Raw genomic sequence first — 25,522 nt, 5'->3', positions numbered from 1 at the left:
AGCCATCGGCCACCGTAGAACTCGACGTACAAGTCTGGGGTGCAACCTCGCGAAGGCTTCTTCGCGTGTCATTGTCTGTCCTCTCCTAGTTCTGACTAGGGCAAACCGGGTTCGCCGGGGTCTAAGGCGTCCCAGTGCTGATGAGTTCCGTGGAAACACGACGTACTTTATGATTCCGGGAGCGGAAGTGCGCTCCTCTGGGAACGCCTATATCGTTCGCGAGTATTTCGGGGCGGAGAATACAGAACACCAGGCTCCTTACCAGTTCTTGAAACCACCCGCTTCATGTTGCATCCGATCAGCATGCGACTGCTTCCGTGCTGGCACTGTAAAAGGGCCTGCATTGACCACAGGCCCCGATATTGCCGAAATGGCGTAACAGCCATACGTGGTGACACCAGACCCTCATAGCTGTGGTTAACCTGCGGGAGTTCCGTTTCGCCAGCGTCACGGGGTGGAGTCCGGACCATAATGCCCGAGGAAAGCATGATCCAGTAGTAGGTGTTCCGCGTCCCAGGGAGCCGTTGATAAGAGTGGGCCCGCCACTGGTACGACGGGGCGGAATCTTCGATTTAGCTGGAAAATGAACCACGACGGCGGGTGGTCGGCATCGCCTGCCGGCCGCCCGCCGTCGTGGGTTCCCTGCAAAACGACAGGCCCGTGGAAATCAGTGTTAGCACGGATGTGCGCAACCGGTGCGCGGATCAACCATAGATACATCGGAACGCACGGAAAAACTTCGGCGGATCCGGAGCCCGCAGCCGGGCAGACCACCTCCCCAAACCGCACCTTTCATTTAGGAGTACACCCTTGTTCAATGGATCCCCTTCCAAGAAGTCACGCCCCTCGGCCCGCAAGCTGGCCACGATCGCCGCGCTCGCGTTGGGCATGGTCGCGGCACCATTCGCCCTGGCCGCTCCAGCGCAGGCGGCCGGCACCAATTACGGCTGCTCGGTCAGCCCGCTGAAGCCGGTTTTCGCCGGGTTTAGTTCCTCGGGCGTGAAACTGGTGGACTACCAATTGAGGGTCTACTGCAACACGGACCGCTACATCTACATCGCTCAGCAGCGCTGGGAGGAAGATGACTGGCCCGACAGTGACGACTACCTTGGAACGTCCTACTTCACTCGGCACCTGAACCAGTACAGCGGCACCGTGACCATCCACAACGTCCGCACCCTGGTGGACGGCGAGATCGGCAACGAGGAGGTGTACCAGCGGGTTTCCTACCAGGAAGGCAGCAACGGAGTGTGGTCCCAGTACACCGGCTGGTACTACAGCGCCGTCACCCCAATGTCGAACTGAGGTCCATCCAGTCGAGCCGCTGCCACGGCTCCTCCAAAGGCCCAAGGTCCGGAAGTTTCATCCGGACCTTGGGTCTCTTTAACGTTGGGGGCGAAACTTGGCTTTACAGAATTATCCCGTCGGCAGGCTCAACCATTCGACGTCGTAGACACCGCCCAGGAGATCACCCCCGGGCATCAAACTGCTCCTGATCATGGACGGGGTAGATCCCTCCCGTGCCCCAAGCGCCTCCAACTCGCGATGGTCGCGGGACCGTACGAGTACGAAACGGAGCGGCGCCGGCTTATCCTGGGGCACCGGGTCGCAGACGAACGTCGTAGAGGACTTATCGTCATTCATCACGAGCCATATCAAGGCGGGTACGCCCTGCCCAACGGAAGTTCGTCGAGAGTGCCAAATCGGTGGCTTCCGGACACAATTGCCGGCCTGGTATGACTATGTCAATTGTTCGTCACACCTCGCGACGGGACGTTGCCAACCTTAACTCCTTTGCGCACGTCGGCCCGCCAGGGAGTCAAAGGCCCCACGGAGTTTTCTTGTGAGTCAATGCATCCTCTCTGGCATCACTTGATACGGGGGCGTAGCCTCAGTTGAACAATGAAGGCCGGAACTGGCCGCTGCGCGACTGGCCGCTTCATGACGGAGTACTCGCGCAACTGAAGAAATCCCAAAAAGGAGCCGGGATGGCTGGATGGAATGCTGACACGGCGGCCGGGCCTCTGGGCGCCGGTACCCTCACCTTGGTGGAAGGCTCATCCTTTTGTATTTCCGCGGCAAACGGCGATCTTCAGCCGGAGCAACCGCACGGGGTTTTCTTCGAAGACACCCGCGTCCTGTCGCGGTGGGTCCTAACCGTTAATGGTGAGCCTTTGGAACCGCTGGCTGCCAAGACGAAGGAGCCACACCGTGCCCTTATTGTCGGGCGCGTTCGCGGCTCCGGCGGCTTAACCGACAGCCCGTTGATCGTCGAACGAATCCGCGAGATAGGGGCGGGCATTTCCGAGCAGATCACCGTCCGAAACTACTCAGCTGCTCCTGTCGACTGCATGGTTACCCTCCAAGTCGAGGTCGACTTCGCGGACATTTTTGAGGTGAAGGAGGCTCGCATCCAGCGGTGTTGGGAGAAGCTCTTGGAGGCAGCCGGCGAGTCCCTGACCATCCGAGCGTTCTGTCAGGACGTGCAAAAGGCCATTGAGGTCCGGGCACCCGGGGCAGACATCACACCGGAAGCCGTTAGCTACCGAGTGCAAGTACCCCCCCACGGATATTGGACCACGGTCCTGACCGTGACACCGATAACGGAGCCTGCTGGCTCCCCAATTGTGTTTGCCCATCCTAATGGGGACGGCGTGTCCCCCCAGGACCGGCGTCGGCAGGAATGGGTCTCCAAGATTCCCATCCTGCACATGGGTAACCACTCAATCGCACGGACCCTCCGGCGCAGCTACGACGATTTGGGGGCACTTCGGATTGAGGATCCCGCCCATCCGGAGCGGAATGTCGTAGCTGCTGGCGCGCCATGGTTCATGGCGCTATTCGGCCGGGATTCCCTGTGGGCCTCCATCATGGCACTGCCGGTAGACCCGTCTTTGGCCATCGGGACAATCCAGACGCTTGCCGACCGTCAAGGCAGCGCAGTGAATGCGAGGACCGAGGAGGAGCCAGGAAAGATCTTGCACGAGGTCAGACTCGATGTCTCCAGCGACTTGGACTTGGGTGGAAAATCGGCCTACTACGGAAGCGTAGACGCCACGCCGCTGTTCGTTGCCCTACTCGGCGAAGTCAGCCGCTGGGGCTTCGCCGCAGAAACCATCGCTGCCTTGATGCCCCACGTGGATAGGGCACTGGAATGGATCCGTAATTTTGGCGACAAAGACGGGGACGGTTTCGTTGAGTACAGCCGGCTCAACGACCAGGGACTGATCAACCAGGGTTGGAAGGATTCGTGGGACGGGATCAATTTCGCGGACGGCACCTTGGCCGAGCCACCGATCGCCCTCTGTGAGGTCCAAGCCTACGTTTATAGTGCCTACCTTGCGCGATCATGGCTGGCTTGCGACGCCGGCGACATGGATTTGGCCGTCGAGTACCGGGACCGTGCATCACGGCTTAAGAGGCAGTTTAACGAACAATTCTGGCTGCCCGACCGTGGTTATTACGCCATCGCCTTGGATGCGAAGAAGAGACCCGTCGACGCCTGCGCTTCCAATATGGGCCACTGCCTGTTGTTCGGACTTATCGACGAAGACAAGGCGCCGCTAGTGGTTGGACGGCTGATGTCCCGTGAGATGTTTAGCGGGTGGGGAGTGCGGACTTTGGCAAGCAACATGGGCGCGTACAACCCCGTGAGCTACCACAATGGATCGGTCTGGCCACATGACAATGCGATCATCGTGGCCGGGCTGCTGCGTTACGGCTTCAACACGGAAGCGCAACGGATTGCGTCGGCCCTGTTGGAAGCTGCCGAGTACTCCGAGGGACGGTTGCCCGAATTATTCTGCGGATTCAGCCGCGAGCAGTTCGACGAGCCCGTGCCTTATCCGACGGCGTGCTCGCCGCAGGCCTGGGCCGCCACCTCGCCCATCATGCTCGTCAAGAGTTTGATGGGCTACTACGCCGATGTTGGGCTTGGCGGACTTTGGATGAATCCTCTCCTCCCGGAATCCTTCGGGGACGTGCACATTTCCAATGCTCCTATGGCCAACGGTCGGATCACCATCGACGTTTCCGGCTCCACCGCTACAGTCCGGGGATTGCCGGAGGGCATGGTGTTACGGCACGGTTACCGACCGTGGGCCGCTGACCTTGTGGAAGATGCCAGAAAGCGTGAAAGGGCCTAGGCGGATCGACGCCGGGACTCACCCACGCGCAATGTGTCCCTGCTCCAGTGACTCAAGAATACGAGACATGTCGGTGCATCCCTTTACTGAAAGCATCAGCCCTTCCGTATTAGCAACAGGCATCTTTGGTGCTCGGGAGAATTAGTAGTCACGTCTCTTCCCGCGGACACCAAGGAAGATCGCGACAGAAAGTCCGCGTGAGTGTCATGCGAGAACATGGACCGGGCGGTCGACTCAATCTTCAAGCGTCGCATGAACGGATAAGCGCTCGCTCGACGGTGACGCTGGGCCGGCAAGACAAGAAGGATGCTGGAATCCCAGCAGGCGTATTTCGGGCGTCGGATAGGACGTCCGCTCCAGGCCAAGCAAGGGAAGGGGAGCTAAATGGCATACCAGATCCTGAGCAGGGACGATCATTTCCTTTATGAGGGGAGACCGAAGCGCATTCTTGCACTTGATGGTGGAGGCTTGCGTGGCATTTTGAGCCTTGGGATCTTGGAAAAAATTGAGGACTTGCTGCGAGAACGCCACGCTTGCGACGAGGGTTTCCGTCTTTGCCACTACTTTGACCTGATTGCAGGAACGTCAACTGGGGCGATCATCGCTGGGGCTCTTGCCCAAGGCCGAAGCGTGGGCGAGGTCAGGGAAAAGTATTTCAGTCTTGGGCGTCAGGTCTTTAAACGTAGCCCCCTACGGCAGGTTTCTTTACGAGCCAGATACGACGAGGAGGCTCTGGTTTCCGAACTCAAGGATCTCTTCGGTGAGGACACCACGCTGGGCGGCCAAGAGTTACTCACTGGGTTGCTGGTCGTCATCAAGCGTCTGGATAGCGGTAGCCCCTGGCCGGTGAGCAACAACCCGCGGGGCCGGTATTTCCCTGCCGGGGCCAACGGCAGAATGGGCAACGGAGATTATCCGCTGTGGCAGGTTGTGCGGGCCTCAACGGCGGCGCCGTTCTATTTCGCGCCAGAGTCCATCAGCATCAGCGGCGGTCCTAGCGGGCCCGTGGCAACGGGCAGTTTCGTTGATGGCGGCGTGAGCCCGTTTAATAACCCGGCACTGCAGGCTTTGATGTATGCCACTCTGGAAGGCTACCGCGTGGGTTGGGCGACCGGCGCAGAGAAACTGCTGCTCGTGTCTGTTGGTACGGGAGCGGCTGATCCCGCTGTCGGTAAAGCAAGACTGGCCGCCAGCCACGCTGTACGGGCGCTGGTGTCAGTGTTGCAGGACTGTGCGGTGATGCAGGAAATAATGCTGCAGTGGATGTCAGCGAGCCCGACTGCGAGAACAATTGACCGGGAACTGGGGGACTTAGCCGGTGATTTTCTTAGCGGTGTCCCGCTGTTGAGTTACCTGCGTTATAACGTGGACTTGCGCCCGGAGGGCGTCCACGACCTGGACAGAACCCTCAAAGCAATGGATGCGACGTCTTCGCTCAGTGCCATGGATGCCCCGGGGAACATGGAAGTACTCTATCGGCTGGGTGGGCTGGCCGCATCACGGGATCTGCGGGCCACCGATTTTGGCACAGTGTTTGACTTGCCCCCTGTGGACGGTTCGCAAGAGGCGCGGTGAACAGCAGTGCAGACCTTGCAGGAGGATACGCTGTTAGCCAGGCCACGCCGCGGCAACCGTCTCAGCGCGCGGGTAGCGGGCTTGTAATGGCAGTGGATACACCGTCTGCACTCAGACACGTTGTCGATGAAACAGAGTGCTGGCAGAAACGGGTGCAATGCCCGACGCTTCTGACTCTCTCGACGCAGTTTCAGTGGGAGGCTTCCTGGTCGGGATGCGTTAGTGAGCGTCGATTTTTCGAGAGGGTTCTAGAGCGGTATTAGAGCGGTATTAGGCGGACCAATGGCGATCAGTTTTGAGGTGCGTCGCGCTGTGGCTTCGGATGCACCCGGCGTGGCGAGACTTCATGTGGACACCTGGCGTGAAACCTACCGAGGGTTGATGAGCGACGGCGTGTTGGATGATCCAGGGCTCTTGGATTCGCGCGAAAAATTCTGGAATGCAGTGCTGACCGATTCTCAGTTTGAACAGAACAGGGTCGCGGTCGCTTCGCACGGAGGCACGTTGATAGGCGTAGCCATGGCGGGTCCTTGTCTTGATGACGCGGCGGGGCCGCAGCAGCTGTATGTTCTCTACGTATATGCGGCGTTTCATGGGGCGGGGGTCGGCGCTGCGCTCCTCAATGCAGTCATCGCCCCTGGCGCACCTGCAGCGCTGTGGGTCGCCGATCCTAATCCGCGAGCACAAGCCTTCTACCGAAAGAATGGCTTTGTCGCCGATGGGGCTGTCAAGATCGAGGACGACGTGCGGGAAGTCCGAATGGTCCGCAGCACTCACGCGGCGACCTCCGGCCAAGCGGTCGGGGTTTCCGCGGACTTATGAGCCAGCCGCGTCGAGCAGGACACTCAAGGCAAAACCAGCCCTGAAGGAAACGACGGCTCAGACTCGGCCGTCGCACGTTGCGCACGCCGGAGGCGCGGGTCAGCACTCAACTCATCAATACCGGCCCAATGAACGCAACGCCGTCAGCTGGCCTTCACCATATTCCAAGCCGGCAGCACATGGAACGGGCTGGAGGAGTTTGTGTTTGTGTCTGACTCTGAACCAAACCGAAGGCTTCGCCGAGCAGTGGAATCCTGACGGAGGACACACATTTCCAGTCAGCGCCCGCCTTGGTCCGCTGCATTGCCAGCACCTATCAGGGTGCGACGGTTCCGGAAGACCAGGGTCTGCTGAGAATTCCCGTCCGCGATCTGGATTCCGGTGCGCGTAGTACATTCATAAACACCGCCGACCCGTGAATAGGTGTATTGCAGAGCCTGGCACCCGATGGTACAACTGAGTCACCGCCGACTAGGTTGGCCATGTTATGTCTCTGCAACCGGGCTCAGGAAAAGTGCCTGCGAAAAATACGGAGTTGGCCTGCTCCCTCCGTTATCTCAACTAGCAATAAGTCTTCTCTTAGCGGTCCTCTTTGAGGGGAATCTCAGCAGGGAGATTGGCTGAGGCCATGGATCTGGTCTTCACCATAATGCATCCGCCCCCAGGCCAGGTTCGAGGGGAAGTGCAATGACTCCACGCCAGCTCATTTGTGTGTTGGGGGTAACCGCAGGTGTCCTGGTCCTTGTCTTGGCTTCTGTTGACTGGTCCCCCACGGCACTTCAAGATCCCGCACGAACCATAGGCCTGAATGCTCAAGGCGTGGTCCGATGGGGGGAGCACCCGAACCGGGCACCGTTCTCAGCTCTTGAGTTGGCGTTGTTTATAGGCGTGGGACTTGCTTTCGTGGTGGCCGGAATCACCGCCTGGCGGAGCCGGCCGACGCGGAACCCTGGCATGCTGTTGTGCGCTGCGGGCTGGCTGTGGCTGGCCGCGGGTATACGTCGCTCCAGTGACCCTTTGGCTTTCACGCTCGGGGTGACACTCACGCTCATGTATCAGCCGCCTTTGCTGCATCTGGCTCTCAGCTTTCCCTTGGGTGTCCTGCGTACCAGGGCCGAGAAGGCTGCGGTCGGTTTTTTCTTCGGTTCCTGGCTGGTGGCCTCCGTTCTGGGCTGGGCGTTCTTTGACCCGCGATTGCACGTTGCGGTGGGACAATCCACCTCCCGGAACCTGCTGCTTCTATGGGACAGCGCGGAGATCATGACCACACTTGGTAATGCGATCCGCACGTTCCAGATTGCGGTGGGAGTTGCGATCGTAGTGGTTCTCGTCGGTCGGTGGCGTGCAGGCACGAAAGCATACAGGTCGTCATTCTTGCCGCTTTGGCTTGCGGTCATCGTAAAGACGGCGGCCACCGTATGGGTGTCGCTGGCAGTGATCCAGCTGTCAGGGTCTTTGTCCATCGAGGCGCTGCTCTGGCAATATCCGGCCACGGCAATTGTGCCGCTCTCAGTTCTGCTCGGGCTCTGGCGCTATAGGTTTGCGCGGGGCACGCTGGGCGATCTGATGGTCGAAGTCGGCTCGGCTCCGATGAGTGACAGGCTGGTGGCGGCGCTTCGCCGATCCGTTCATGATCCCACCCTCATACTGCTCCGCTGGATACCTGACCAGGCGTCTTTTGTAGACACAGCGGGAGTCCCACAGCCGTTGCCGGACGGTTCAAACGGGCGCGCCTCCATGGTGTTGGAGCGTCACGGAACGCCGGTAGGGGCCTTGGTTTTTGACGGCGCCCTCCAAGACCAGCCGCAACTGCTTGCCGCTGTACGTAGCGCAACTTCCCTGGCATTGGAAAACCAGCAGATGGAACAACAGCTCAGGGAGCAGCTCGTTGAGGTCCGCCGGTCCCGGGAGCGGATCGTCACGGCAGGAGACTCCCGGCGTCGTCAGCTCGAACGGGATCTTCATGACGGCGCCCAGCAACGACTGGTGGCGGTGTCCATGGAGCTTGCGCGAGCCAAACGCGCGACAGATCCTCAGGAATTACGAAGCCTGGTCGAGCAGGCAAGGGCCGAGCTTTCGGATGCTCTTAATGAACTGCGCGAATTGGCCAGGGGTGTGTATCCCCCTTCGTTACGGGAAAGGGGTTTGGCGGGCTCCATTACGGCGCTGGCCGAGCGGTCAACATTGCCGGTGGAGCTGGACCTCCGTTCATGCAGCGGGCTGCCGGCTCACGTGGAGTTGGCCGCCTACTTCATCTGCGTCGAAGCCGTCACCAATGCCACTAAATACGCGGAGGCGTCCTCGGTGCGAATCTGCATCGACGCAAATGAAAGTGAGATGCGAATGGAGATAGCGGACGATGGCATTGGTGGTGCGCAGCCCAGCCCCGACGGCGGACTGCTGGGGGTTGCCGATCGTGCCGCGGCGCTCGGCGGAACCTTGTCAATCGACAGTCCTACTGGCAAAGGTACGACGCTACGCGCCGTCCTCCCTTTCTCCACAGACCCCGAAAGTGACCTGCCATGACACTGCGTGTTGCCATCGCTGATGACTCGGCGTTGCTGCGCCGCGGACTGTCCGCCTTGTTGCAGTCGGAGGGACTGGAAGTCGTGGGCGAGGCTTCCGATGGAGCGAAATTGCTGGACGTGATTGACACACACGGGGCCGATGTCGCCGTCGTGGACATCCGCATGCCTCCCACGTACACGGTTGAGGGCATCCAGACCGCTGAAACCATAAAAAGCAGGTACCCCGAGACAGGTGTTCTCCTGCTGTCCCAGTACGTGGAGACGGAAAACGCGATGTCACTCCTGAAGAACGGAGCCAAGGGCCTGGGCTACCTGCTCAAGGAACGCGTGTCTGATGTTGACGAATTCGTCGACGCACTCCAGCGTGTTTCTGCTGGAGGCACGGCCATCGACCCTGATCTTGTCACACGGCTCGTGGCCCGCCCACATGCAGGTTACGCTCCAGGAGATGACCTCACGAGCCGGGAGCGGAGCGTCCTTGAGCTGATGGCCGAAGGGCGCACCAATCAGGCAATAGGAAAGTCACTTTTCCTAGGGGAGCGGACCGTGGAGGCCCATATCCGAAGTATCTTCCTCAAACTCGACCTGAGGCCTGAACCCGACGACCACAGGCGCGTGCTTGCCGTCCTCACGTACCTTCGGGGCGGCGGTCTGCGCCGGGGTGACGAATAGTCCGCCGGGGCTGTGGGTTCGGCGTGGGAAATGCCCTATCAGGCAGCGATTTCCGCTTCCGCTGAAACGTCGTCGGTGGCGTCTCTGACCATCTCGGCCGCTTTGAGCGGGGCCAGGAGGAGGGACCGCTGCGTTGCGGACAGTGCATGAGGCAGCGCCAGTGCCAGATATGCCAGGTGCAGCGCGGCCACGATGTAATGCGTGCCCGCAGCGCCTCCGAGCGATCGCACCACGCTGGCCCTGATCCGTTCGAGGCTCGAGGAATTCCCGTGGTTGGCCAAGGCCATCCGGGCGAGCATGTGCTGCGGGTGCCTCTGGACGCGCTTGTCCATCTCGGCCAGAGCCTGCAGCTGTCCCGCGGTCCAGTCACCGTACAGGGGTAAAGCGGAATCCTCTGCAGCCGTGCAAAGCGCCAGGTGGATCGCACTGACCGGTGCAGGTGTTGTGGACAACATTGACTACTCCTTCGTACTGCTGAGGTCTGGCCAAGGAACCTGTCGGTAAATCCTTGCCGTTCGATATGTCGATAGTGCCTTGGGACGCGCCGGGTCAGCATCCGTGCCAGTACGCATTTTTGGCCGAAAAGACAATGCGGCTCTTACTGTCAATCGCACTGGCAGTGGTAGCGCGGCAGCGAGGAGAGAGTGCACTGACGCATTCTGGTGGTGCTGGTTCCAGAGAAGAACGGTTCCCGGTATTGAAACCCACCAAGTACGGCAAACAACTCATAAGGAACGAAGTGCTGTCGCACCCAGGTGTGGTAAGCCGCTGCAGCAACAACCATTTACATCCTTTTCAGGAGCGCCTGCGATTATCAAAAAATCAACAAAGAGTACTTAGGCTCCGGGGTCGAAGATCGCGTAGGTCTCTGCCCTATCAGCGAGCGTCACCTCATTGAGCGTCGCCGCGGGGTCGCTGGCGCGGACGAAATGTGGGCCCCGTGACTGGCAGTTTCATCGATGGCGGGGTCAGTCCTTGCGGCCGATCCCACCGTCAATAAGGCCAAACTGACGGCAAGCGACCCTGCGGGCGCTGAAATCTGTGCTTTGCATGACTGCGCGGTGCTGCGGGAAACAATGCTCCAGTGGATGTCCGCCAGCCCAACCGCGAGGAACATCGATCGCGAACTGGGCGGGCTGCAGTGCGATCTACTGAATGGTGCGCCAGTGATGAGTTATCTGCGTTATAACGTGGACCTGCGGCCGCAGAGTTTCCGGAGACTGGACGGAACCCTTGCCGCAATGGACACCACCGCGCTTAGCGCCATGGATGCCCGGGTCAATATGAGGGGTCTTGCACCGGCTGGGCAGGCTGGCCGCCGCACAGGATGTGCGGGACACTGATTTTGGTACGGTTTTTGACGTGCCACCGGCGTAAACGGAAGGGACGACTCATGAGCGAGCTCCGCCGCTACAGACGTCTACCGGACCAGTACGTCGTCGCAATTCCTTTGCGCCTGGACACAGTTGGGTTCAGCTACCGCAAGTGGGGCGGAGAGCAGCAGTGCAAGCCTGGTGACTGGCTGGTGGACGACGACGGCGACATCCACACCGTCGACGCGGACGTCTTCGCTGCCACCTATCGCCAGATCCGCCGAGGTGCCTACGTTAAATCCACCCCCGTTTGGGCTGAATTTGCCCATGAAGCGGGCAGCGTGGCCACCAAGGAGGGTCGCACCAGCTACAACAAGGGCGACGTCGTCGTGTTTAACAACGAAGACCGGACCGACGGTTACGCCATGACCGCGGAAAGATTCAATTCACGCTACGAACCGGACCAATGAGGTTTCACGGCTGGTTAGTCGATCAGCAGAACAAGAAAAGAAAAGCGTCGGGCGGGTCAGCTGCAACTTATTTCCATGCATTCCGGGTTGCTGAGCGTTGCAGTGCCCAGGCCGCCAATGCGAGGAATGCCAAGGCCTGGAGGCTCAGAAAGGCAATGTCGATGAGCCACTGCTGGGCCGTTGGCTCGGACAGCTGGTCTGCTACGGCTACAGGCGGCTTCTGGAGGCCTGTGGTCGCGGCTGTGGCGGCGTACCCAAAGCGCGCAGGCAGCAGCCACGACACTTGTTCCAAGCCGACGGGTCCGGATAGTGCAAACAGCCCACCACACAGAACGAGCTGAGCCGTGACCATGGCCAGGAGTGCTGGTATGGTTTGCAGCGTCGATGTGGCAGCGGCTGAGACGACAAGGCCGGCTACTGTCATGGTGATGCCAACAGCCGCCACCGCCGCCGCAATTTCGATGTGTCCGTTACCCAAGACGAGGGCGTCGTCCGGACCTGGGTGTCCAAGAAGCGCCAGCATGGTGAAGACCGCGCACTGGCAGGCGACCAGCACTCCGAGAACCAAGACTTTGCTGAGCAGATATGCGGCAGGGGAAAGTCCGACGGCCCGCTCCCGCCGGTAGATGGGCCGTTCTACAACCAACTCCCGTATTGCGAGCGCCGCACCCATGAGAGCGGCCCCGACGACGAGTACGATCAGCCGCTGTTGAATCTGTTTAAGATCGCCCATGGCCTCGTTGACGGAGAGTCCTGCCTGGCCCGGAATAGCAAGTGCCATCAGGCCCAGCACCACCGGCATGCCGATGAGAAGAACGACGGTTAGCCGGTCAGCCGCAACGACCGCCGCGTTGCGGCGGACCAGTGTCCATAGCTGGCGTCCAGGAGCGGCGCGTGGCGGCGGGGGCGAGTCGCCCGCAGGAAGCGCAACCGCTGCGGACGTGGTACCCGCCAGGTGGGCGTCCCGGGCAGGTGCCAGCGCATAACGGCCTGGCCACGTCTGGTCCTCCAACGCCGCCAAGGCTTCGGCGTAGTTGTCCACGCCGAAGAACGGGAGCACTTCAGCGGGTGGCCCGAAAAATGCTACTCGTCCGCCCCGGGCCAGGACCAGGACACGGTCGCACACGTCCAAGACTGGGACGCTGTGGGTCACCACCAGCACGACTCGGCTGGCGTCAGCGAGTGTGCGGAGGCTGCCGATGACTTGCTTGTCCAGTCCGGGATCTAGTCCGGAGGTGGGTTCGTCCAGGAACAGGAGTTGGGGGGCGGTGAGCATCTCCAAAGCGATCGCCGTCCGCTTGCGCTGACCGTAGGATAGGGAGTCGATCCGCTGATTCATGTGCTGGGTTAGGTCCAGCTCTGTAAGGACGTGGCCAACCCGCTCCTCCAACTCTGTGGTGCTCGTGTCGGGCGGTAGGCGCAGTTCAGCCGCGAAATGCAGGGCGCGCCCAACCGAGAGCTGACGGTGAAGGATGTCCTCCTGCGGCACCAGTCCCACGAGAAAGCGCATTTGTGCGTACTCCGCGTAGAGATCTCGACCGTTCCATGTCACATGTCCGCGGGATGCTTGTTGCAGTCCTGTCACGGCGCCCAGAAGTGCTGATTTTGCTGGGGCGGAGGGGCCGATAACGGCGACAAGTGTGCCCGCGGCCACGCTCATTGACACGTCGTCGAGTAGAGGGTCACCTGCTCTGGTGGTGACTTCCAGATGGCGGGCACTGAAGATTGGACGGTGAGGCGAAGGGCTCGCAATCTGCACGCCATTCCAAACCAGTGTGCTGGAACCCACGCTGATTTGGTCGCCAACCCGGAGTGTCGCTTCGCCGTCCACACGGTCCCCGTTTAGGAAAGTCCCGTTGAAGCTGCCTTCATCGCGTAGAACTGCTTGTTCGCTGATCGCTATCGTGGCATGTCGTCGAGACACCAGCGGGTCGCGTACGACGATGTCACAAGATCGCGAACGCCCGACGCTGAGGACACGCTGCGTTCCTTGCTCGTGCAGCGGTTCTGCAGTGAGAAGCAGTTCAGGTCCGTCCAAGGCGCCAAGGCGCAATCGTAGGCCCTCGGGCTGAAGCGGTACGGGCCGGTCGAGGGCCTGCTCCGCACCCACAATCCAGGTACCGTTTCGGCTGGTCTGGTCGGCCACCCACCAACCGTCTGTGTTGTGCCATATGCGAACATGCCCGTGGCTGACGCGTTCGTCATTGAGGCGCACATCGGCGTGCTGGCCCCTACCTATCTCAATTTCCTGTGAAGGCGGAAAGCTCCAATCGTGCCCGTCCATGCGGATGTGGAGCAAGGGTTCGCTCCTGTATGGAGTCGGGCGCTCTGTCATGGCTTCGCCTCATTTTGTCCGACGCAGGGAACCAGCGACCTTATCGAAAATCCCTGTGTTCTTCTCGAAGAGCGAAGACGGCGCGAAGAACACGAGGAGTTGGCTGCTATCCGTCTCCAAGACGCAGACACGGACTTGCAGGATCGCTGACGACGACAGGGGAAGCGTCCCTTCCATGACCTGGCCCTTGACCTCCCCGATGGTTGCGGTCCCACGATCAACCAACCGGGCGTCCGTGCCGGGAAGAAGTGCTTCGGCGGCACTGACCCGGGCGGACGGAGACTGCGCGCTTAGCACTGAGGCCTGGTGGTAGATGGTAAGCCCCACGACACTGGCCGGGTCCTGGGTTACGGTTCGGGCAACGGTTGCAGGCCCGTCTGGCTCGTCAGCGAATAGCGCCGTGACGTCTGCAGGAGACAGCACGCTGACCGCACTGTCACCCTCCGCTCCGCTGCGCGATGTCCAGCTTTTGGGGACTTGGAGCGTGTAAGGGACTCCCTGGGTGCTGAAGGTCACTCGCTCGTCCGCGGAGGGCCACTGCGGGAGAATCAGCACGGCTGCCAAGATCAGGACGAGCGCGGCCACCAACGAGCCAAGTATCCAGGGGCGCACCCGCCTTGCGGACCGGACGAGTAGCCGCCTCTGGACCGGCCCTCGATGGCGTGCGGATGGTGCTTTAGTGGGCCGTGCCGTGGCGGCGGGCTGTACTTCCGGGGAACTGGCGGGGACGCTGTTCGCGGCGACGGGCTCCCATGCTGGCAGACTTCGAAGGGTATCCATAGCGTCGATGAGGGCGCCGCACGAGGCGGGCCGTTCTTCCCGGTCTTTTGCCATGCCGGCCTGAATAGCGAGTCCGATCACTGTGGGGACCTCCGGCCGCTCCGCGCAGAGTAGCGGTGGCTCCTCCGTCATGTGGGCCCACAGCTGGGCGGAGTCGTCATCGTAATCAAACGGAGGGTGGCCAGCCAGCAACGCGTATCCAACGCAGGCCAGCGCGTAAACGTCCGCTCTACCGTCAACGTCGTCACCCCGGATCTGTTCGGGAGCGACGTAGTCCAACGTACCAAGGAAGTGGCCTGCAGTGGTTACACCGGTGGCGGACGACGTGCGCTTCGTTAGGCCAAAATCGGTTAGGTAGACGTGCCGGTGGCCATACACCTGATCGTCGGAAAGCAGTATGTTTCCTGGCTTGATGTCCCGGTGTACGAGGCCCGCATCGTGTGCGGCGTCCAAGGCGGAGGCGGTGTCTGCAAGGACGCGCATCACTTCGGCCAGTGGAAGTGCGCCGCGGGTGTCCAGTTCCTCCTTTAGATCCGTACCGTGGACGTAGCGCATGGCAATGTACAACAACCCGGATGATTCCCCCGCCCCGTATATAGGAAGAATGTTCGGGTGGTCGACGGACGCTGCTAGCCGGGATTCGCGGACGAAGCGTTGCCTGAACTTGTCGTTCGCCGCAAGTTCTGGTGCCAGCAGCTTAAGGGCAACGCGGCGGTTGAGTTGGACATCGAACGCTCTGTACACAACACCCATGCCGCCACGGGCGATCATCGACTCAATCCTGTAGCCGGCCAGTTCCATTCCGGGATCGAGGTAGTTGGGCTTCAAACCCATGATTCATCCGATCCGTTGACCACAACCGACGCAGAATTGCCATTCCGGCTGAAGCTGCCGGCCGCACCTGAAGCAGAACGCCGATACCTCGCTCACGGCACGGGGTGCAAGCGGGCCTGCATAACGCGTTCCGCCCGCGCCCGGACGTGCGCCGTCGTTGGCGTTATGACCCGAGCCCGAGGCTGGAGGTGTTGCGAAATGCATGGCCGCCGGCGACTGCGGTGGCCTGAAATGCTCTCCCGCGTCAGTTCGACCCGAGTGGTATTTACCCGGCCCGGCCCGCTCATCGGTGTCCCCGACTTTGGTAAGCTCGGTCCGCTCGACGCTCGCTCGGGAATGGCTCGGCGCCAGCGGCCCAGCCCTCAACGGCTTCGGGGCTGGAGCGCCCGAGCCCGAGGCCACGGGAGGGCTACCACCGGCGCCGGGGGCAGTGGCGAAAGCAGCCCTCCGCCGCATTAGGACCACGCTTACCCCGATGACTGCCAGAATCACGGCGCCCGCGAGGACGGCTAGAAGTGGCCCGGGCAACGATGCCGCCGATGCGGCGTCCTCTGCCGTCTGCGCCTGGCTCGCCGGAGCGCGCGTGGCACCTTGCGCACGGGCCTCGGCGAGGCGGTTCCTTGCCAAGGCGGAGTCGAAATACGTCAAGGACTCCTGAAGCGCACTTTCCGCTGACCCGCCCTGGTTGCCTGCCGCGAGATGGTCGATGCCCCGACGGAAAACGGCGTCAAACCGCGAAGGCGACACCTGGATTCCCGCCTTCGCTAACGCGGCCTTGATGGCCGCGGCCGGCACCAGCGTGGCCTTTCCATCAGGTTGGCGCGAACCCGCCAGACCGAGAACCTGTCCTGTCGCCCGATCGACTACCGGACCGCCGGCCACGCCGTCCCGCAGTGACCCGGCGAGATCCGTCGCGAACCGAATGCGGTTGCCGGCCGTGTCAACCGTAGCTGGAAACTCAGCCGGAGAAACCGCCGCTAAGGGACGCTTTGTGAAGCCCAGCAGGACGCCGCCGATGTTGGCCGCGGCGGTTGTAGCCAGCGCGGCGGTTGGTGCCGCACCACCTCCGCTTATTCGAATAAGCGCGACGTCGTCTGGCTTGGACGGCTTGTTAAGCAACTCGGCAATGACGTCTCCTGGCTTGGACGTGTATGTGTGCACGTGGTACTGGGGCACCCGGAAGAGGATGCAGTGACTCACCTTCTTGTAGCAGTGTTGAAGGTGCGGCCCCCAGTGGGGGTCAGGCGTGGAGCCCCGAATCGCCGGGTTCCCATTGTTGCCGACAATGGGTACGTGAATCACGTTGGCAAACAACTCGTTCGCGGAGTAGACAGCGACAGCGTCCTCGTCGACCGTGAGGCTCTCCCAAGTGGTGGCCACGACCCCGTCAGCAGACAGCAGTATCCCCGTGGCGGACTTCAGCGGCACGACGGACCGCCCCTGGGAAATCATCGCTACTCCAGTGGAAGCGTCGATGTGCGCGATCTCCGCCACTGCCACTAGTTCTATTCGTACGAGGGCTGCCTTTGATCCCTCCATGCCGCTTTGGAGGGTGGCGGTTGGCGAAGGGGCGGGGCTACTGGCCCCCGTCACGCCGGCCGCGACGACGAAAGCAAGCAGGACCTTGAGCAGCGAGACCAAGGAATGCACAATGCCGAGTCTCACAACGGTTGTTCTGTTGAAGTTCACAGTTCCCATTGCCGCTAGCCCCCTTCCATTGCCGGTCAGGGGTTATCCAGACCGTATGGTGAGACCGTATGCATGAAACTATATGGGTGAGGCTAACACGCACCGCGATACATCGGAAGACACCGATTGGCTCGTAAGCGGGTGCCGCCCATCATTGCAGTGGAATGCTCCCCGGGTGCACCATTGACGCCATGCGAAGGCCTGCGCTCTACTGCCTGTGGAGGATCGAGCCTGTGCCTCCCCCGGTCGGAGGAGGCGCGCGACGCACTGGCCCGCACCTGCGGCCCTGGATGCCGTGCTCTGAACTATTACTGTCCGTGGGTGAAACGCAGCGGCCGTCGGATTTACAGGCAAGGTTGAAGCCTGGCTTCCCCTTGTTCACGAAAGTTGCTGCTGCGCGGATACAAGTGCTGTAGTGGGGCGATCGCATGTCACGCATCTTCCTGAGCCATTCGAGCCGGGACACGGATCAGGCCATCGCGCTGAAGCGGTGGCTGGTCGAGCAGGACGCTGGCCTAACGGACGAGATATTTCTCGATCTGGATCCGGTAACCGGTATCCAGCCCGGCGAGCGTTGGAAGGAAGCGCTCCGACGCTCCAATGCGCGGTGCGAGGCCGTGATTTGCCTGCTGTCCCGGCACTGGGAGGCATCAGCCGAATGTAGGACCGAGTTCAGGACGGCGGAGTCGCTGAACAAACTGATCCTGTGCGCCCGGCTCGAGCCTTCGACGGAACCGGGCGTTACTGGAGAATGGCAGCATTGCGATCTTTTCGGAGACGGTCCCACCACACAGATTCCGGTGGACGGCGCCGACCGATTTGTCACATTCGAGACGGAGGGTTTGCAGCGGCTGCGCCGAGGCCTTCAGAAGGCGGGCATCGGAGCGGAACACTTTGTGTGGCCACCAACAAATGATCTCAACCGCGCGCCTTACCGGGGCTGGCAGCCGCTGGAGGAAACGGACGCTGCAGTGTTCTTTGGCCGCGACGGGCAGATTATCCGCGCTTTAGATGAGCTGCGGGGGATGCGCAGTTCCGGTATCGAGTCGCTGTTCATGATTCTGGGTCCTTCGGGCGCCGGTAAGTCGTCGTTCCTGCGGGCCGGTTTGCTGCCTCGCCTAAAACGGGACGACCGACACTTTGTGGTGTCGGAGATCATGCGCCCCGAGCGTAACGCGCTGACGGGGGAGCAGGGTTTCGCCCACTCGATTCATGCATTGCGACGCGGTGTGGGATTGAATCGACCTTCACTGGCCGAAATCAAGGACGCGTGCCTTGCAAAAGACCCAGATCGGCTCCGGGAGTGGCTGGCGGAGGCGAGAGAGGCAGCAGCCTCCCACCTGCCCACGGAGACAGGCGAAACACCCCAGCCCACCCTGGTGTTGCCCTTGGATCAGGCCGAGGAGCTTTTCAACGTGGACGCCGGACCCCAGGCCCCTCAGTTTCTAGAACTCCTGGGGCTGTTACTCAGCGGTGACGACGGCCCCGGGCCCGCATTGTTTGTTGCGGCCACTATCCGGGCGGATCGGTACGAGATGATGCAAACTGCGCCGGCACTGGCGGATGTCGGCGCCCGAGTTTTCCATGAACTCAGGCCGATGCCCGTGGCCCAGTTCAAGGAAGTCATCCTGGGACCAGCCGCACGGACTACGGCGGCCGGCCGGCCCCTGAGGGTGCAGCCCGATTTGGTCGACCGGCTTCTTGCTGAGTCAGCGGAGGGTGCGGACACTCTGCCATTACTCTCACTAACCCTTGCCCGACTGTATGCCGACTTCGAAGGGTCCGGGGAACTGACCTTGAACGGATACGAGGCCATTGGCGGCATGAACAGTGTTGTGCAGACAGAAATAGACACGGTGATCGCTCGGGATCCCATCGAGCGTCAGGCCCAGCTCGAGCAACTGCACACGGCATTTATTCCTTGGCTGGCGACCATCAACCCGGACAATGATCAGCCCATGCGCCGCGTGGCGCGCCTGACGGACCTTCCGCCGCAGGCCCGGTGGCTGATTGATCTCTTGGTGGCCAGGCGCCTGCTGGTTAAAGACATTCGTGGTGGCGAGGCCGTCGTTGAGGTGGCTCTCGAAAGTTTGCTGCGCCAGTGGAAGGAACTGGCTGGCTGGCTGGCCAACGAACGACAGGACCTCAAGGAAGCGGACAATATTGAACGCGCCGCTGCGGCATGGGAAAACAGCCACCGCGGAAACGCCTGGTTGCTGGAGGGTGTCAGGCTGACTGGTGCAGAGGTGCTGGCCTCGAAGCCTGGGTTCCGCAACCGCCTGAAGGCTGCCCGGGATTTCCTTATAGCCTCTAGAAGGCGGGAGAACGAACGTATTGTCGCGGCCAAACGAGCCGAGCTTCAGGCCGCTAGAGAGAAGCAGGAAGCCGCAGAGATGCAGGCAACGGTACTGCGGAAAAGCGCCCGCGTGCTGAAAGCGGTCCTCATTGCTGTGATTCTGATAGCGGCAGTTGCCGTAACCGGCTTCGTCCGTGCCACTATCGCAGCAGGAGAGGCCTCGGCGCGCACCTGCGGGGCAAGCGCGCTACGGCTGCCATCTGAGACGCGCAGGATGCAACAGATCCTGGCCCCGCAAGCTTTGACGGAACACGTGGTTAAGCAGGTGCCGGGGTATCAGGGTTTACTGAACAGCGCCGCCTTCCACCTGGACGCCCGGCGGCTCGTCTCCAATGGCGCCGAACGAACGGTCTGGTTTCGGGATGTGGGACCCAGGGTCCCTCGGGAAACCAGCGACTAGGACGGAAGATCCGAAGGCCCCGCGCTCGCATGTGATTCCCCGGCCCCTTTCGCATCGGCCCACACGGTGGCACCGTTCAGAGCGTCGGCAGCCCTGATCAGGGTTAGGTGCGAGAATGCCTGCGGATAATTTCCTGCCATTCGGCTGCCGGTCGTGTCGTATTCCTCACTCAGCAGCCCCAGGTCACTGCTGCAAGCGATGAGCCTGTCCATAAGCGTCTTTGCCTCCGGCACCCGGCCCGACCGGGCGTACTGCTCAACGAGCCAGAAGGAGCAGGCAAGGAACGGGTATTCCCCTGGCGCAAGCCCATCGGGGCAGGCTTCAGTTCGATAGCGAACCAGCAGGCCGCTCCCGTCCAGCAGGTCGTGTTCCAGACGGGACACCGTGGCGAGCATTCTTTCGTCGTCGTAGGCCAGAAATCCTACCTGCGGCAGAACCAAGAGGGACGCGTCCACTTCGGTGTCCCCATAGGTCTGCGTGAAGGAGTTTATTTCGGTGTTGAAACCTTGCTCCATGATCTCCGCGCGGAGCTGCTCCCGGATTTCCGACCACCGCGTGACCGGGCCTTCAAGCCCGTGCTCCTCTACAGCCTTGACCCCACAATCCATTGCGGCCCACATCATGACACGGGAATGAGTGAAGAACCGCTGCTCGCCGCGCATTTCCCAGATGCCGTGGTCCATACGGTTGATGTTTTTTTCGACGAACCAAAGCATGTTTCTCTGGAGCGGCCAGGAGAAGTGGTCCTCATGCACGCCACGCTCGCGGAGTTTCGCCAGGGCCACCATGACTTCACCAACAACGTCGCCTTGGTATTGGTAGACCGCCCGATTGCCAATTCGCACTGGGCCGGATCCCTCGTAACCTGGCAGGTGACCCAGGACCCGCTCCGGCAGCTCCCGCTCGCCGCCTATGCCATACATGATTTGCAGATCGCGCGGGTCCCCGGCCACTGCTCGCAGCAGCCAGTTCCTCCAGTACAGTGCCTCCTGTTGGAAGCCATGGGTCATCATGGCTTCCAAGGTCAACGCGGCATCACGTAGCCAGCAATATCGGTAGTCCCAGTTGCGCTGGCCGCCGAACTGTTCAGGCAGCGATGTCGTGGGGGCAGCCACAATGCCCCCGGTCATCTCGTGCGTCAGCGCGCGCAAGACGAGCAGCGAGCGTTGTACTTCCTCGTCGTAGTTACCTTGTGAAACGTAGTTGCTGGACCATCTACTCCAGTAGGTGCCGGTCGTCTGCAGCGCCAGGTCTACGTCGACAACCGCCGGCGGAACCTCGTGGGAGGCGAAAGCATGCAGCTGCAGATCAATGGTCTGACCAGCTTCCACAGGGAACGTCCCAATATGCGAATAATCGGAGGCGGCGCGGGGGAGAACTTCCGCCCTCAGCATGACAGCCTGGGGCCCGGCGACGGCCAGCAACGCCTCTCCGTCGTCGTCGTATATTCGATGGACCCAGGGCAGAATCTTTCCGTACCCGAACCGCAGCTGCAGTTCCTGGCGCATCAGAACGCGACCTTCTAGCCCTTGAATTCTGCGAACCAAGGTAGAGCCGCTTCCACCGATCGGCATGAATTCTGTGACCAAAACTTCACCGCTGCCGGTTCTCCAGCGAGTTTCTAAAATAAATGTGAAGGGCCTGTATCGGCGCGCCACGTTCGCTGGCCCTTCATTCCGCTCCTCGCCGCCAGAGGGTGCGAGGAGCCAACGACCATGGCTTTCGGTTCCGACCAAGGCACCGAAAACCGATTCAGAATCGAACCTCGGCAAACAGAGCCAGTCAACGCTGCCCGTTCGGGAAATTAGCGCCCCGGTGCGAAGATCGGATATGAAGCCGTATTCCTCGATCGGTCGGGTCATGCCCCTAACTCAACCACAACGGACGGTACAACGCAGCTAAATTCCCGGCCGCAATCTAGCGGCGACAGCGGAAATCTCGGCTGCCCGCGGTCGGTTAGCCCCCCGGCGCCCAGGTCGCTCGATTTCTTCGTCGGCGAACGGCCGCCTTAGGCGTTGTGGCAACACCTTCGCTTCCGCCTACGGTGTCTCACCGGATCATTACGTTGTAGTACGCGGCCTATAGAACTTTTTGGAAAAGGGAATTGAAGTCGCCCGTGCCGACGGGGAATGGCGCGCTGCCGCGATCCGGCACAATGCAGGTGCCGCGATAATTCAGATCGTTTTGGTTCGCAGGAATGCCATTCCGATACATCTTGGTGTAGCCGTTCACATAAATCCCACTCGTGGCATTGGCATTGGCATTGGACCGGCATTTCATGACAAGGACATAATGGATCCATTGCCCTAGGCGGACTTCCTCTGGGAAGTAAAAAGAACCGCGCCCTTGCCGCCGGAGGCGTTCATCAGACGGAGATGCGGTTGGCACGATTCTCTGAGTTGCCGGAGGAATCTGCCAATGGAGGCTGTTGCCGAGTCACCGTTGGGTAATCTGGCCTGTCTTTGGATCTCCGAAAAATTTCCTTCATGGCCACGCCCGGATGCGTCGTTTTCGTTGCCTGTGCCTGGATGGCCCATCGTCCCGTAGGCCGCGGGTTTATCGTCCTGAATGAACGCGGTTGTATGAGGCCCTTGGGTCCACTGCTGGGACGGGCCCGGCGGACGTGCTGCCCTGCGCCGCGGCAGCACTGACCGGTATTGGTGTTCATCAGTGCCGAGCATCCGCGGTGCAGGGCATCGACATGGGGCAGGGTCAGAGCCGCGGAATCCGATGGACCAGCCACCAGGAGACACCGAACAAGGGGGCAGCCTCCGCCGCGGCCCGTCCTGAACCAATTGCGGCAGCCAGCAGCGCGGCGCGGAGCCGCTGTGTGGACCATGCGTGGTGCGGGACCTGGGCGGTCTCCTCAGTGAAGGTCCTGCGCGGATACAGGTACTCGTAAGGCCAACAGTCGATGACCCCCCGCCTCAACAGGCTCATCGCATTTGAGGGTGTAGCCAGGATGGGCGCGTCGGTTCCCGGGTAGGGGTCGAGGTCTTCCGATGATGGAAGTTCCTACACTGCCCATCCGGAAGACCTCGACGTGTCCCACGCTACCTTCCTGCCTCCTGACCTGACTACGTTCTGCCGCCTCGATGAGCTTGGGCTCGAAGCTGCCGGCCAGCTTCTCGCCCCTGGCCGGGCGGTGCTGGAATGCCGTGCCGTTGATCCTGACGACTGGTGCCGTTCGTGCGGTGCGCAGGGCATCGCCCGCGGCACGGTCACACGGCCTCTCGCGCACGAACCACTGGGCTGGCGGCCCACGACTCTGCTGGTGCGGGTCCGGCGTTACAAGTGCACCGGGTGCGGCCGCGTATGGCGGCAGAACATCTCCAAAGCCGCCCAGCCCCGGGCGAAGATCTCCCGCCGCGGGCTGCGCTGGGCACTGGAGGGCATCGTGTGCCAGCACCTGACCGTCGCCCGCGTTGCCGAGGGCTTGGGCGTGTCCTGGCATACCGCGAACAGCGCGATCCTTGCCGAGGGCAAGCGGGTGTTGATCGAGGATCCGACCCGGTTCAACGGGGTCGCCGTGATTGGCGTCGATGAGCATGTCTGGCGGCACACCCGGCGCGGGGACAAATATGTCACCGTGATCATCGACCTCACCCCGGTCCGTGACAGGACCGGCCCGGCACGGTTGCTGGACATGGTCGAGGGCCGTACGAAACAGGTCTTCAAAACCTGGCTTGCCGGGCGGCCGAAGGCCTGGCGGGACGGGATCGAGGTCGTTGCGATGGACGGGTTCACCGGGTTCAAGACCGCAGCAGCCGAGGAGCTCCCGGACGCGGTCGAGGTCATGGACCCGTTTCACGTCGTCCGGCTTGCCGGCAACGCCCTGGACAGGTGCCGCCAGCGCGTTCAGCAGCAAACCACTGGACACCGCGGACGGTCCGTGGACCCGCTCTACGCCGCCCGCCGGACCCTGCACGCCGGGCACGATCTGCTCACCGACAAGCAGAAGGACAGGCTGGAGGCCCTGTTCGTTGCCGACGACCATGCCGAAGTCGAAGCGACCTGGGGCATCTATCAGCGCGTCATCGCCGCCTACCGTGAACCTGACGGCACCCGCGGGAAACAGCTCATGCAAGCACTGATCGACGCGGTCAGCACCGGCGTTCCCGCTGCGCTGACCGAAGTCATTACGCTCGGCCGAACGCTGAAACGCCGTGCAGGGGACGTGCTCGCATACTTTGACCGGCCCGGCACCAGTAATGGGCCCACCGAAGCGCTCAATGGCCGGCTCGAACACCTCCGGGGCTCCGCCCTCGGCTTCCGGAACCTTGCCAACTACATTGCCCGGTCGCTCCTCGAGACCGGCGGATTCAGACGCCGGCTACACCCTCAAATGCGATGAGCCCCTCAACAGGGGGTGCCTAAGAGATCCAAGTCCTCAAACCGTGCCAGCACGGAAGCGTGCACCACAACAAGACCACACCATTGATTTACCGGATCAAAAGACAGATCCGGCACCAAAGGCCCACAAGAAAGATCGCCACAAGATGATGGACGCCGGGTCTGACAAAGTCGAATATCACCTTTCAAGATTGGAAATTCAAATGTTTCAGAATCACACTCCTGCAACAGCAACACCTTCCCCTGCCAAACCTCGCCGACTGATTACCAAAATGGCTGCAGGTGCCTCTCACTAGGTGTCGGAGCGCTTTCCGCCTGGCGGCAGCCCCCGCCGCTCAAGCGGCGACGTCGGCCACCAACGGCCATTGCGGTGGCCGCAGTGTTCCGTATTTGCCGCTGTGCGCGGCTCTTCTTGAAAAGTGATCGGGTCCGGACGCAGATGTCCTCCCACCCTTTACACACAACCACCCTTTACACACAAGCTGGCAGGAACATCCCCAACCCTGGCCAGGCTCATGGCAGGGGAACGAGGAAGAACATGCCGATTATCAAGGATCCGCACCTGTTCAACGAGCAGAGCCTGTTCGTCGACCTGGAAGGGGTGCTGGACTGCCGCCTCTATCTGAAGATCGAGGGGTTTAATTTCGCTGGCTCAATCAAGCTCAAGCCCGCGCGGGAGATGGTTGAGCGCGCCGAGCGGGGTGGGCTGATCGGCCCCGGCTCCATCCTCGTGGAGTCCTCCTCGGGCAACCTCGGCGTCGCGCTCAGCATGATCGCGGCCAGCAAGGGATACCGGTTCGTGTGCGTGATTGATCCACGCTGCAACCCGGCAACTCGGCAGCTCATGGAGTCGCTCGGGGCGCAGGTGGACCTGGTCACCGAACCGGATCCCGTCGACGGCTTCCTCGGGGCCCGGCTTAACCACGTGCAGGACCTGTGCGCGTCCGACGGGCGGTACATCTGGCTCAACCAGTACACCAATCCCGGCAACTGGGGAGCGCACTACCGCTGGACTGCCCCCGGGATCTCTAATCAGTTTCCCGAACTGGATGTGCTGTTTGTGGGAGCCGGGACAACGGGGACGCTGATGGGTTGCGCACGGTACTTCCGTGAGCACCGGCCCGATGTCCGGATTGTCGCGGTCGACGCCGCAGGATCGGTCTCGTTCGGCGGCCAGCCGGCCGTCCGCCTGATCCCGGGACTGGGCATGAGCGTGCGGCCGCCGCAGCTCGACGAGTCCTTGATCGATG

17 protein-coding genes and 1 pseudogene are annotated in these 25,522 nt (G+C 61.5%); 10 read left to right on the top strand and 8 right to left on the bottom strand.

Going from position 1 to position 25,522, the window contains the following annotated elements:
- Nucleotides 1–810: 810 nt before the first annotated feature.
- The 6 genes from G9E11_RS15125 to G9E11_RS15100 all read left to right on the top strand — a co-directional run bounded on the left by G9E11_RS15125 (nt 811) and on the right by G9E11_RS15100 (nt 9,742).
- Nucleotides 811–1,305, top strand: a complete 495-nt coding sequence (locus G9E11_RS15125; protein WP_190607172.1) for a hypothetical protein — start codon at nt 811–813, stop codon at nt 1,303–1,305.
- A gap of 683 nt (nt 1,306–1,988) precedes the next feature.
- A complete protein-coding gene (locus G9E11_RS15120) occupies nt 1,989–4,145 on the top strand; it encodes an amylo-alpha-1,6-glucosidase (protein ID WP_190608306.1) in 2,157 nt (718 codons plus the stop codon).
- 384 nt (nt 4,146–4,529) lie between these two features.
- Entirely contained in the window at nt 4,530–5,720 is a 1,191-nt protein-coding gene (locus G9E11_RS15115) for a patatin-like phospholipase family protein (protein ID WP_190607170.1), read from the top strand.
- Nucleotides 5,721–6,002: 282 nt separating this feature from the next.
- Entirely contained in the window at nt 6,003–6,542 is a 540-nt protein-coding gene (locus tag G9E11_RS15110; RefSeq protein WP_190607168.1) for a GNAT family N-acetyltransferase, read from the top strand.
- Between the two features lie 1,017 nt (nt 6,543–7,559).
- Nucleotides 7,560–9,068, top strand: coding sequence for a sensor histidine kinase (locus G9E11_RS15105; protein WP_246468983.1), 1,509 nt, complete (start codon nt 7,560–7,562; stop codon nt 9,066–9,068).
- Nucleotides 9,065–9,742 (top strand): response regulator transcription factor, encoded by a 678-nt coding sequence (locus G9E11_RS15100; RefSeq protein ID WP_190607164.1) that lies wholly within the window; start codon nt 9,065–9,067, stop codon nt 9,740–9,742. The genes G9E11_RS15105 and G9E11_RS15100 overlap by 4 nt, the downstream gene beginning before the upstream one ends.
- Before the next feature lie 38 nt (nt 9,743–9,780).
- Here the strand turns inward: G9E11_RS15100 and G9E11_RS15095 are convergent, their stop codons facing one another.
- Nucleotides 9,781–10,197: a hypothetical protein gene (locus tag G9E11_RS15095; RefSeq protein ID WP_190607163.1), complete on the bottom strand. Its 417-nt coding sequence runs from the start codon at nt 10,195–10,197 to the stop codon at nt 9,781–9,783.
- A gap of 938 nt (nt 10,198–11,135) precedes the next feature.
- Between G9E11_RS15095 and G9E11_RS15090 the strand changes: the two genes are divergently transcribed.
- Nucleotides 11,136–11,525, top strand: coding sequence for a hypothetical protein (locus G9E11_RS15090; RefSeq protein ID WP_190607161.1), 390 nt, complete (start codon nt 11,136–11,138; stop codon nt 11,523–11,525).
- 67 nt (nt 11,526–11,592) lie between these two features.
- Here G9E11_RS15090 and G9E11_RS15085 read toward each other — a convergent pair whose 3' ends face one another.
- From G9E11_RS15085 to G9E11_RS15075, 4 genes and pseudogenes are all read right to left on the bottom strand, one after another.
- Nucleotides 11,593–13,284 (bottom strand): ATP-binding cassette domain-containing protein, encoded by a 1,692-nt coding sequence (locus G9E11_RS15085; protein ID WP_311764407.1) that lies wholly within the window; start codon nt 13,282–13,284, stop codon nt 11,593–11,595.
- 24 nt (nt 13,285–13,308) lie between these two features.
- Nucleotides 13,309–13,809, bottom strand: a pseudogene (locus G9E11_RS21185) (FHA domain-containing protein); the annotation flags it as partial.
- A gap of 60 nt (nt 13,810–13,869) precedes the next feature.
- Nucleotides 13,870–15,474 carry a serine/threonine-protein kinase gene (locus G9E11_RS15080; protein WP_190607157.1) on the bottom strand — a complete coding sequence of 535 codons (1,605 nt, stop codon included), beginning with the start codon at nt 15,472–15,474 and terminating at the stop codon, nt 13,870–13,872.
- Between the two features lie 3 nt (nt 15,475–15,477).
- Nucleotides 15,478–17,124 carry a zinc ribbon domain-containing protein gene (locus tag G9E11_RS15075; protein ID WP_190607155.1) on the bottom strand — a complete coding sequence of 549 codons (1,647 nt, stop codon included), beginning with the start codon at nt 17,122–17,124 and terminating at the stop codon, nt 15,478–15,480.
- Between the two features lie 467 nt (nt 17,125–17,591).
- On the opposite strand from G9E11_RS15075, the gene G9E11_RS15070 reads away from it, so the two are divergent.
- Complete coding sequence (locus G9E11_RS15070) at nt 17,592–19,919, top strand: toll/interleukin-1 receptor domain-containing protein (RefSeq protein WP_190607153.1); 2,328 nt, start codon at nt 17,592–17,594, stop codon at nt 19,917–19,919.
- Here the strand turns inward: G9E11_RS15070 and G9E11_RS15065 are convergent.
- The 3 genes from G9E11_RS15065 to G9E11_RS15055 all read right to left on the bottom strand — a co-directional run bounded on the left by G9E11_RS15065 (nt 19,916) and on the right by G9E11_RS15055 (nt 22,859).
- Nucleotides 19,916–21,781 carry a glycoside hydrolase family 15 protein gene (locus G9E11_RS15065; RefSeq protein ID WP_190607151.1) on the bottom strand — a complete coding sequence of 622 codons (1,866 nt, stop codon included), beginning with the start codon at nt 21,779–21,781 and terminating at the stop codon, nt 19,916–19,918. The genes G9E11_RS15070 and G9E11_RS15065 overlap by 4 nt on opposite strands.
- Nucleotides 21,782–21,998: 217 nt before the next feature.
- The gene (locus tag G9E11_RS15060; protein WP_190607149.1) at nt 21,999–22,307 is read right to left on the bottom strand and encodes a hypothetical protein; all 309 of its coding nucleotides are present in this window, start codon (nt 22,305–22,307) and stop codon (nt 21,999–22,001) included.
- A gap of 324 nt (nt 22,308–22,631) precedes the next feature.
- Nucleotides 22,632–22,859: a hypothetical protein gene (locus tag G9E11_RS15055; protein WP_190607147.1), complete on the bottom strand. Its 228-nt coding sequence runs from the start codon at nt 22,857–22,859 to the stop codon at nt 22,632–22,634.
- Between the two features lie 103 nt (nt 22,860–22,962).
- On the opposite strand from G9E11_RS15055, the gene G9E11_RS15050 reads away from it, so the two are divergent.
- Nucleotides 22,963–24,273 (top strand): ISL3 family transposase, encoded by a 1,311-nt coding sequence (locus tag G9E11_RS15050; RefSeq protein WP_190607144.1) that lies wholly within the window; start codon nt 22,963–22,965, stop codon nt 24,271–24,273.
- Between the two features lie 537 nt (nt 24,274–24,810).
- On the top strand, nt 24,811–25,522 hold a 712-nt coding region (locus G9E11_RS15045; RefSeq protein ID WP_190607142.1), incomplete at its 3' end, for a pyridoxal-phosphate dependent enzyme.

This window comes from Arthrobacter ipis (genome assembly GCF_014694315.1).
In the GTDB taxonomy this organism is placed as follows: domain Bacteria; phylum Actinomycetota; class Actinomycetes; order Actinomycetales; family Micrococcaceae; genus Arthrobacter; species Arthrobacter ipis.
Note: the sequence above shows the minus strand (reverse complement) of the source record. Positions and strands in the feature narration are given on the sequence as shown.

What these genes read in the sequence shown, in the direction of transcription:
- G9E11_RS15120 (WP_190608306.1), top strand. Translation starts at nt 1,989, where the DNA reads ATGGCTGGATGGAATGCTGACACGGCGGCCGGGCCTCTGGGCGCCGGT.
- G9E11_RS15115 (WP_190607170.1), top strand. Translation starts at nt 4,530, where the DNA reads ATGGCATACCAGATCCTGAGCAGGGACGATCATTTCCTTTATGAGGGG.
- G9E11_RS15110 (WP_190607168.1), top strand. Translation starts at nt 6,003, where the DNA reads ATGGCGATCAGTTTTGAGGTGCGTCGCGCTGTGGCTTCGGATGCACCC.
- G9E11_RS15100 (WP_190607164.1), top strand. Translation starts at nt 9,065, where the DNA reads ATGACACTGCGTGTTGCCATCGCTGATGACTCGGCGTTGCTGCGCCGC.
- G9E11_RS15095 (WP_190607163.1), bottom strand. Translation starts at nt 10,197, where the DNA reads ATGTTGTCCACAACACCTGCACCGGTCAGTGCGATCCACCTGGCGCTT.
- G9E11_RS15090 (WP_190607161.1), top strand. Translation starts at nt 11,136, where the DNA reads ATGAGCGAGCTCCGCCGCTACAGACGTCTACCGGACCAGTACGTCGTC.
- G9E11_RS15080 (WP_190607157.1), bottom strand. Translation starts at nt 15,474, where the DNA reads ATGGGTTTGAAGCCCAACTACCTCGATCCCGGAATGGAACTGGCCGGC.
- G9E11_RS15070 (WP_190607153.1), top strand. Translation starts at nt 17,592, where the DNA reads ATGTCACGCATCTTCCTGAGCCATTCGAGCCGGGACACGGATCAGGCC.
- G9E11_RS15065 (WP_190607151.1), bottom strand. Translation starts at nt 21,781, where the DNA reads ATGACCCGACCGATCGAGGAATACGGCTTCATATCCGATCTTCGCACC.
- G9E11_RS15055 (WP_190607147.1), bottom strand. Translation starts at nt 22,859, where the DNA reads ATGAGCCTGTTGAGGCGGGGGGTCATCGACTGTTGGCCTTACGAGTAC.